The 7,841-nt window shown below is 56.9% G+C and carries 14 protein-coding genes; 1 reads left to right on the top strand and 13 read right to left on the bottom strand.

All coding sequences use genetic code 11. The features are described from left to right. Window positions 1-112: 112 nt before the first annotated feature. The 7 genes from ACW5E8_RS14660 to ACW5E8_RS14630 all read right to left on the bottom strand — a co-directional run bounded on the left by ACW5E8_RS14660 (window position 113) and on the right by ACW5E8_RS14630 (window position 3,220). Window positions 113-526 (bottom strand): SMI1/KNR4 family protein, encoded by a 414-nt coding sequence (locus ACW5E8_RS14660; protein WP_456966278.1) that lies wholly within the window; start codon window positions 524-526, stop codon window positions 113-115. Window positions 527-545: 19 nt separating this feature from the next. Further along, on the bottom strand, window positions 546-776 hold the full coding sequence (locus ACW5E8_RS14655) for a hypothetical protein (protein WP_456966277.1): 231 nt from the start codon (window positions 774-776) through the stop codon (window positions 546-548). A gap of 88 nt (window positions 777-864) precedes the next feature. After that, window positions 865-1,275 (bottom strand): hypothetical protein, encoded by a 411-nt coding sequence (locus tag ACW5E8_RS14650; RefSeq protein ID WP_456966276.1) that lies wholly within the window; start codon window positions 1,273-1,275, stop codon window positions 865-867. Window positions 1,276-1,302: 27 nt separating this feature from the next. Further along, window positions 1,303-1,755, bottom strand: coding sequence for a hypothetical protein (locus ACW5E8_RS14645; RefSeq protein WP_456966275.1), 453 nt, complete (start codon window positions 1,753-1,755; stop codon window positions 1,303-1,305). Window positions 1,756-1,773: 18 nt separating this feature from the next. Continuing rightward, complete coding sequence (locus tag ACW5E8_RS14640; RefSeq protein ID WP_456966274.1) at window positions 1,774-2,385, bottom strand: N-acetyltransferase family protein; 612 nt, start codon at window positions 2,383-2,385, stop codon at window positions 1,774-1,776. 26 nt (window positions 2,386-2,411) lie between these two features. Then, window positions 2,412-2,714 carry a hypothetical protein gene (locus tag ACW5E8_RS14635; RefSeq protein ID WP_456966273.1) on the bottom strand — a complete coding sequence of 101 codons (303 nt, stop codon included), beginning with the start codon at window positions 2,712-2,714 and terminating at the stop codon, window positions 2,412-2,414. A 74-nt stretch (window positions 2,715-2,788) separates the two neighbouring features. Continuing rightward, the gene (locus ACW5E8_RS14630; RefSeq protein WP_456966272.1) at window positions 2,789-3,220 is read right to left on the bottom strand and encodes a CbrC family protein; all 432 of its coding nucleotides are present in this window, start codon (window positions 3,218-3,220) and stop codon (window positions 2,789-2,791) included. Window positions 3,221-3,370: 150 nt separating this feature from the next. Here ACW5E8_RS14630 and ACW5E8_RS14625 point away from each other — a divergent pair, with 150 nt between their 5' ends. Then, entirely contained in the window at window positions 3,371-3,844 is a 474-nt protein-coding gene (locus tag ACW5E8_RS14625) for a DUF1643 domain-containing protein (RefSeq protein WP_456966271.1), read from the top strand. 424 nt (window positions 3,845-4,268) lie between these two features. Here the strand turns inward: ACW5E8_RS14625 and ACW5E8_RS14620 are convergent, their stop codons facing one another. The 6 genes from ACW5E8_RS14620 to ACW5E8_RS14595 all read right to left on the bottom strand — a co-directional run bounded on the left by ACW5E8_RS14620 (window position 4,269) and on the right by ACW5E8_RS14595 (window position 7,705). Continuing rightward, window positions 4,269-4,622 carry a hypothetical protein gene (locus ACW5E8_RS14620; RefSeq protein ID WP_456966270.1) on the bottom strand — a complete coding sequence of 118 codons (354 nt, stop codon included), beginning with the start codon at window positions 4,620-4,622 and terminating at the stop codon, window positions 4,269-4,271. A 27-nt stretch (window positions 4,623-4,649) separates the two neighbouring features. Further along, the gene (locus ACW5E8_RS14615) at window positions 4,650-5,144 is read right to left on the bottom strand and encodes a hypothetical protein (RefSeq protein ID WP_456966269.1); all 495 of its coding nucleotides are present in this window, start codon (window positions 5,142-5,144) and stop codon (window positions 4,650-4,652) included. Window positions 5,145-5,162: 18 nt separating this feature from the next. Then, on the bottom strand, window positions 5,163-5,621 hold the full coding sequence (locus ACW5E8_RS14610) for a YcxB family protein (protein ID WP_456966268.1): 459 nt from the start codon (window positions 5,619-5,621) through the stop codon (window positions 5,163-5,165). A gap of 128 nt (window positions 5,622-5,749) precedes the next feature. Beyond that, complete coding sequence (locus ACW5E8_RS14605) at window positions 5,750-6,136, bottom strand: nuclear transport factor 2 family protein (RefSeq protein ID WP_456966267.1); 387 nt, start codon at window positions 6,134-6,136, stop codon at window positions 5,750-5,752. A gap of 87 nt (window positions 6,137-6,223) precedes the next feature. After that, the gene (locus ACW5E8_RS14600) at window positions 6,224-6,727 is read right to left on the bottom strand and encodes a hypothetical protein (RefSeq protein WP_456966266.1); all 504 of its coding nucleotides are present in this window, start codon (window positions 6,725-6,727) and stop codon (window positions 6,224-6,226) included. A 528-nt stretch (window positions 6,728-7,255) separates the two neighbouring features. Continuing rightward, window positions 7,256-7,705 carry a DUF4019 domain-containing protein gene (locus tag ACW5E8_RS14595; RefSeq protein ID WP_456966265.1) on the bottom strand — a complete coding sequence of 150 codons (450 nt, stop codon included), beginning with the start codon at window positions 7,703-7,705 and terminating at the stop codon, window positions 7,256-7,258. Window positions 7,706-7,841 lie beyond the last annotated feature (136 nt).

The raw sequence follows: 7,841 nt of genomic DNA, 5'->3' as shown, positions 1-7,841 counted from the left end.
CGCTGCCGCGCCAATTAGTACTCCCCAAAGTTGGCCATCCATGTCCCCTCCCATGCGCGCCTAACGCCTGAATTAAGCCGACCCGCGAAGCGGGTTCGGCTTGAATGAATTGTTAGAGCCCACTTAGCCAAGGCTCCAGTTGGGGGGATATTACCGAGAACGCACCCTCCCAGCTGTCACCTGGGCCGAAGCCATTGGGGTCGAACTGGACGACCGGGTTGCCGGGCATGGCCAAGTCTATGCAGTAGTGAATGGCGCAGCCTACGTGGAGGATGGGGAGCAATTGTTTGGGCCACACCCAGCCAGGCTCGTCTGGGTCTGGTTGGTTGAAGAGGCGGTAGAGGCTCAGTGCGGTGTCGCCTTGGTCAGTGACATGGCCTGCCCCCAGACCGAGCAAGCCGTAATCTGGCCCGAAGCCCCCATTGCCACGGCTGATGTAAAGGTTGGTAAGCGCAACTGGTAGTGGCCAACCAACCGTCATTTCAACGTCGGCGATTTCTTCTTGTGTGGGCGCCGGAAACTTCATGTGGGCTCTAACGCCTGAATTAAGCCGCGCCGCGAAGCGGTGTCGGCTTGAATGAATTGTTAGGCCCCGCCTCGTCGTCTTGAGTCAAGGTCGCGTCTTGAGCAGTCCCTTGACGCTTCCGGCGCTCAGACTTCTTGTAGCCAACCTTCTGGGCAAGGGCGGCGACGTCTGGATTGTCCGGATGCGCGATTTCCTGGCGGGAGTTGTCTCGTATCACTTGCGCGATGGTTTTATGGATGCTTCTGCTCATTGCCCTTCCAGTGCGCTGTAGAAGTTGTTGCGGGGCCTAACGCCTGAATTAAGCCGCGCCGCGAAGCGGTGTCGGCTTGAATGAATTGTTAGACGCCTTCGCGACGGGTTTGGCGAGCCTTGCGCAATGTCAGGTCGACCATGTTAGACACGTCAGCGAGCTTGTTGCCAACCCACAACATCAGCAAGAGCAGCATTCCTTGGCGTACCCAGACAGGTGCTGTGAAGGTGTCGCCCCGCAGAACTAATAGAGCCGCGACGGACAACGCTAGAACGAACGCTAGGGCGAATGCCTCTCTGACCAAGTAAGCCACCAGCGCGCTGGCGCTATTGGCATACAATTCTGCGTCATCTTGCACGCGATTCATCCAAGCGCGCGCCCTTTCACCGGTTGCCTTAAGTGCCCAGCGTCCCACAGCTTTAAGCTGAGCGTGCGCAGACAAGAGTCCGAGTAGCAAGCCAACTAAGCTAATGGCTATCGACCAAGTGTCCTTGTCCAAGCACCCCTCCCCTGTCTAACGCCTGAATTAAGCCGCGCCGCGAAGCGGCGTCGGCTTGAATGAATTGTTAGGCGCCCAGTGCCGTACAACTGCAAGGGCTACTAACGCCAGAAGAGCGGATAGCCCAGCCCACGCGACCATCATGCTCTGCAGAGAGTCGCCGGGCAAAAACCTCCCCGACGAAGCGAACAAAGCACCCTGACCAAGGCTCAGGACAACGACTGCGCCGAGAAGCCACGCAAGGCGTACGAAGCGCACCGTGCTGTTGAAAGTTGAGCATGCCAGCAGGTTGCCGACCAACGAACAAAGCAAAGCGAGACCGGTCACGAATGCGGAAACCTGAACGCCGCCGGCGCAGCCAAACTTTGGATCGCAGTTGCCGAGTAGATAGGCATCAACGGCGGAATAGCCAACAAGCGCCAGACACAGCAAAGCGCCTGGACCAAAGATCAATGCTGCAAATCGCCAGATACTTGTCATGGGCGCCTAACGCCAGAATTAAGCCGCGCCGCGAAGCGGTGTCGGCTTGAATGAATTGTTAGGCACCGCGTTCTCCGCCAACATAAAGACCTCCGCAGCCGAGTATAGGCCGTCGATCTCCGCTACGACGCGGGCGCCAAGAACCTTAGCGTACAAACGCTGTGCGTGATTGTCTGCTCGCGTGGACACGAGTATGGATTTGATGGATTGGCCTGACGCCACAAGCTCACCCTCGACTTGCGACAACGAGTCCTTGATGAGTAGTTCACCAAGGCCTTTGCCCCTTAGCTCGGAGCGAACTGCGACTTGATCCAACTCCAGGACTGCGGTCGAACGGAAGCCAGACTTCTGCGCCCAAAATATGTACCCAGCAAGGTCGTCGTCCTGAAGTACCACATGCACGAACATTCTGGGCGCGGCGGCGAGCGTGGCACCCACCCAAGCTTCTGAATCAAGCTGACGGGGAAAGGCCTCGCGATGGATCGAAGATATCTTCTCGACATCTTCTGGACTAGCACGACGTACGAAAGCGGCCATAGCGGTGCCTAACGCCTGAGTTAAGCCGACTTGCGTAGTGGAGCCAAAGCCATGGCAAGCTTTTCCTGCCATGGCTTTGGTGGAACGAAGCAAGTTCGGCTTGAACGAATTGTTAGGCCTCACAGCCACTCCACTATGAGGCCGACAATGAGCAGTGCAAGGCCAACGAATGCAGACCCTTTGACCAAAGAACTCACAGGCGGTTTGCGAGGATTGGGTTTGAACGGGTTAGCAAACGACGGCGGTGAAAAGTACACCAAGGGTGCTTGCAGCAGAAATCCAAGGCCTTGCAGCAGATCATCAGTGCTGAAGGACGACTTGTAAAAGAAGTCAACTATGTTGAGCGTGCCAATGAGCGCAAACAAGAGTGGCCAAAAAAGACTGCGATTTTCCGAACTATCAGATGCTATGTGATCTTCCATGTGAGGCCTAACGCCTGAATTAATCCGACCCGCGAAGCGGGTTCGGCTTGAATGAATTGTTAGACCGCAGATAGTTAGTCAAAATCATCAATGGAATGCCGCTCGCCGCATTTTTTACACTGAAATACCATTTCATATGGCTCGATGCGCGTGACGTACTCTGCGGGTTCCCCGCAGTGAACCCACCATCCGATAGGATTGAACGTTGAGAAGCCTATAGTGCAAGCAAACACCGCCCGGTAGAAAGGCTCAGGCAAATCAACAGGAGTGTCTGCGTCATCAAAGAATTCAGCGTCAAAGAACGTGGCGTCGTACTTGTCCGCGGCCGCCCCACTTGCTATGCACCAAGGGCAGAGCGCCTCTATCTCCGACTGGCTGTAAACGACGCCGTCATAAAGGACTCCGCGAGATTGGCCACAACATTCGCAGGGGGCGTCAGATTGACGGATTGACCCAGAAGCGACAGGGTCTCGATGGTAGGGAAAAAGTGGTAGATCCAAGCTCACGAGAGGCCTCACCTGCGGTCTAACGCCAAAGTTAAGCCGAACCGCGTAGTGGAGCGAAGCACATGGCAAGCTGTACCTGCCATGTGCTTTGCGGAACGAAGCGGTTTCGGCTTGAACGCATTGTTAGGCCCCCACACGAGGAAGTGCAAGATGCGATCTGATGCGCTGCTGTCACCATGCCGGACCTACCGCTATGACCTGTGGCGAACGTGGCTTGGCGGCAACGGTTACGCGATGTTCGTGGGCTTGAACCCGAGCACGGCGGGCGAAACACAGGACGACCCGACGATCCGGCGCTGCATCGCCTTTGCCAAGGCGTGGGGTTACGCCGGACTGTGCATGACGAATCTGTTTGCGTACAGAGCCACCGTTCCGGGCGACATGAAGCGCGCCAACGATCCAGTTGGACCACAGAACGACGAGATTATTTGCCGCCGGTCTGAAGAAGCGGGCGTAGTGGTGGCAGCGTGGGGCGTGCATGGGACCTATGGCGGCAGGCATGAATCGGTGCGAGGGATGCTCCCCAAGCTGCACTATCTGCGTTTGACGAAAGACGGTCATCCAGGTCATCCGCTGTACCTGCCAAAGACACTGACACCAGTGGCATGGGGGCCTAACGCCTAAGTTAAGCCGAGACGCGTAGTGGAGCGAAGCACATGGCAAGCTGTACCTGCCATGTGCTTTGCGTAACGAAGCGGCTTCGGCTTGAACGCATTGTTAGGCACCAACGCCACGCTTGCGACGCCTGACCCAAACCCAAATCGCTACAACTCCGAGCGCAAGAGCTAGAACACCAACCCCGTAGCTCTGGTGCAGCACTCTAACGGCAACCTGACAGTACTGCTCTGGTGCATCCGCCATAGCTGGACCACAGTGGCCGAATCTCAAGGACGCGGTGGAGACCGCGCCCACCCAGAGATAAGCCGCCGCAAAGCCCGTGAAAGCCGAGGCTACTCCAATTGGCCAAACGGGAAACCGAGAAAGGTTCATTGGCGCCTAACGCCTGAATTAAGCCGAGCCGCGAAGCGGCTTCGGCTTGAATGAATTGTTAGGGGGCAACCGCATACAGTGAAGCCTCCAACCCCAAACCAAGCTCGCCGGCCAAAGCCACGAGATCCGGAGCAAAGGATACAGATTGCGACATTGTGTCTTTTTGCCACAGCCCGAAATCGAGAGAAGCGCTGACACCTGGAAGGGCTACTAACGCTTTTACGGCCGCAGCGTGCTCCCTCAGGAACGACAACGCATCAAGCACTTGTCCCGAGAGATCATCGCCGTCCCGGTCACTGACCAGGACGTTGAGCGAGGATTCTCGGTGATTGGCGTCAGGCAGAGGAAACGATGCCAGAAACGCCTCGGGCGCAAAGGCAGGCCCTGCTGCTCTGAGTACACAACCAGCCATGATCTCCAGTGCCCCCTAACGCCTGAATTAAGCCGCGCCGCGAAGCGGCGTCGGCTTGAATGAATTGTTAGAGCCCGCCCCAGACAGGTAAACCGGCGCGCCCAAGGCGGCAGCGTACTGCGATTGCGACAGGAACGGCCAGTACGTCATGTCGCCGGCGGAACAGAGGCGGCGGAAGTAGATGCGCCCGGCGAGGCCAAGTGTCAGCAAGTTGCCGACGGTAAGAAGCGCAGACTGACCGCGAGAGAGAACCGGCCACAGGTAAGGAAGGACTGGCTTGAGAAAGAGTACGCAGCGGGTAGCAGCGTCCCTCTGCGCTTGTGTCAGTTTGTCAGGGCCAGCAAGGCGGTGCTCTCGGAGGTCACAGTAAAGCAGCCAAAGGAACTGGTTATAGATCTCTCGGATTGCCGGATCGGTTGACTTGGGCACCGAATCATCGAACTGGAAATTAGTGATGCGCGCGCCAATGAGCCAGCGGGTTGACTCGGCCAGAGCTGCTCGAGCTTGCGGATCAATTGTCATAGGGCGCTAACGCCTGAATTAAGCCGCGCCGCGAAGCGGCGTCGGCTTGAATGAATTGTTAGGCTGCGGCCCCGCAAGAAGTTGGTCCGCTGCCAGTAGACGAAATTGGGCTTGCTGTTCGGGCGAGAGTACGCGGAAAGGTATGGGTATGGCGCCACTCTCGAGCTCAATAAGAAAGCCACGGCTGTAAGTGTGGACTGCCTTCACCTTGGACCAAACAACAGAGCCTGGACCGCCCTTGGTGCGTCTGCTCACACCCGTAGCGTCGATAGTGAAGTCGCATCGGCCGACACGAGACGATTTGTACACGAAGCCGATTGTTGCAACACACTGAAGCGTGATGCGCGCCAAGTGCCGCCTTACTCCGCTCAGCGTGCGTAAGGCATCCTCTGTATCGAAGGCGTGCTCCGTTACGAAATGCAGATACTCTCCGAGCCGATAGCGAACTGAGAACTCGATGCGCGACGAGGGATCCATAGCAGCCTAACGCCTGAGTTAAGCCGACCTGCGTAGCGTAGCCGACAACGTGGCAAGCTTTACCTGCCATGTTGTTGGTGTAGCGAAGCAGGTTCGGCTTGAACGAATTGTTAGGTGGCTCACCAGTGTTACTCCGACCTATGCACCGGAGTCAGGTGCGTGAGCATGCAGAGCCAGGTGTCACCTACCCGACGATAGATGTCTGTAATGTATTCGTCCGCTTGCATTGGCGCTCCATTGAACATGCCGGTGTTTTGGCCTCTGCCCGTGACCCAGGCCATGTCACCAGCCACGGCCGCATGTGTGGCCCTTTTGGTCATTGACGAATGAGTCAGACGACCGGAACCCACCACGTCAAGTATCCGGGAGCGTGGAACAGGCCCCGCCTCTGGCGTGACCAACAGCCAATCATCCGTGATGCACTCGGCGATCCGTTCAACGTCATTGGAGATCATTGCTGCGCCGAAGCGCTCCTCAAGGTCTGCGAGGAACTGTGGAATCTGTGTGGTGATCATTGGTTCACCTCGTTGTGTCCTGAGCCGCCTAACGCCAGAATTAAGCCGCGCCGCGATGCGGCGTCGGCTTGAATGAATTGTTAGGCACTACTGCCGGCCAGTATGACTTGTGCCATTGATGAAAAATCCGACTAGTCCCAAGCCATCTTCACGACGCGTCACCGTGAGCTTCATGTCCCCGGAAGTGAACGTGCCACCTGTCAATCTAACTTTGTAGTTGAGAGTGTAGTAGTCACGACCAGCGTCATTGCCCGCAAGTGCAGCACTGGAAAAACCGGGGTCGCTGATGGTGCCCATGAGTGGATAGAGCTTGTTGAGTTGACTAACCAATTCGTCGTGCGTGAGCTGGGCCTTAGCTATGCTGTCGAACGCCTCGTACATACCAGCATCGTCTTTTGCGTTGTACAACCTCACCATCTCTTCTGCTAGGGCGTTGGCTTCAGCCTCAGACACTCCAACCTCCGTTGACGAGACGGGCGCTACTTCAACGGTTCCGTTGGTCCGGAAGATGAGATAGCCGGTCGAGCAGAGATTCAGCACGAGCAGGCCTATAACGACAGTATTGAATAGCTGTGATCTTTCAGTAGCCATGATTTCCCCTGTAGTGCCTAACGCCAGAGTTAAGCCGAGACGCGTAGTGGAGCGAAGCACATGGCAAGCTCTACCTGCCATGTGGTTTGCGTAACGAAGCGGCTTCGGCTTGAACGACTTGTTAGGCCGCCGCACGCCGAGCTTGCGCCCGACCTTGCGACAGCCCAACCCTGAGCCGAACAGTACAACAAGTCTTGGCGCAGAGCTTGGGCTGGCACTTGGGACAACCGGAGCGAAGTAGGCCCGCTCGCGTGGCCAAGAAGTGTCACCGCGTCCTGTCCGAAGCCGACTCGTCAGGTCGAATCTTGCGGAGGGTCGCGCCTCCCCGAAGCCGAGGTGTTTCTGGCCCGGCTGCCGATGCGCTCACCGCGCGTGCGAGGTGCAAATGCCGTGGATGAGCGAAATGCTCGAACCCGCGTGGACCTTGCCACCAACAGTGCGGGAAACAAGGCCTAACGCCTGAATTAAGCCGCGCCGCGAAGCGGCGTCGGCTTGAATGAATTGTTAGGTGTGGACGCCGCGAGCAACCTAAAGGTTTTTGACCAAGTAGTAGCCACTAATCTTCCACGTTCCTTCGTGCTTGTTGAGAATGACCTTCTCTTGGACCTTCGCATTCGAGAATACCGTCTCGCAAACGATAGTTGCATACTCGCCAGGGGGCGAATTAGCTACAGCACTGTGAAGCCAGACCTCCTTCAATTCACGACTTTTGAGGCTCCCGACACCAGACCGGATTGCTCGAATGCCTAACGACCATGCGTTCCGCTCGGTGTAGATTGCCAGCACCGGGCTCGCATCGCTCCAAGTCTCGTCAACTTTTCCGTCATCGAGCCTGTCGAGAAATGCTTTTGCCGCCTTGGCAACAGCTGACCGCTCCTCAGGCGTACCTTGCTCCACCGTATCTGGAACGTCATCAACGCGAGCGCTGCACCCTGCGAGCAACACGATCGAGATCAGTACGGCCGACAGAATTCTCATAGAACACCTAACACCAGAGTTAAGCCGTGCCGCGAAGCGGCATCGGCTTGAACGACTCGTTAGGCCGCAGAAATTGCCAGACTAAGTGCGACAAATCCAGCGCCCCGAAAAGGAGAGGTGAGCTGGCAGACTGGAA

Source organism: Luteimonas sp. A649 (genome assembly GCF_054072735.1).
Note: the sequence above shows the minus strand (reverse complement) of the source record. Positions and strands in the feature narration are given on the sequence as shown.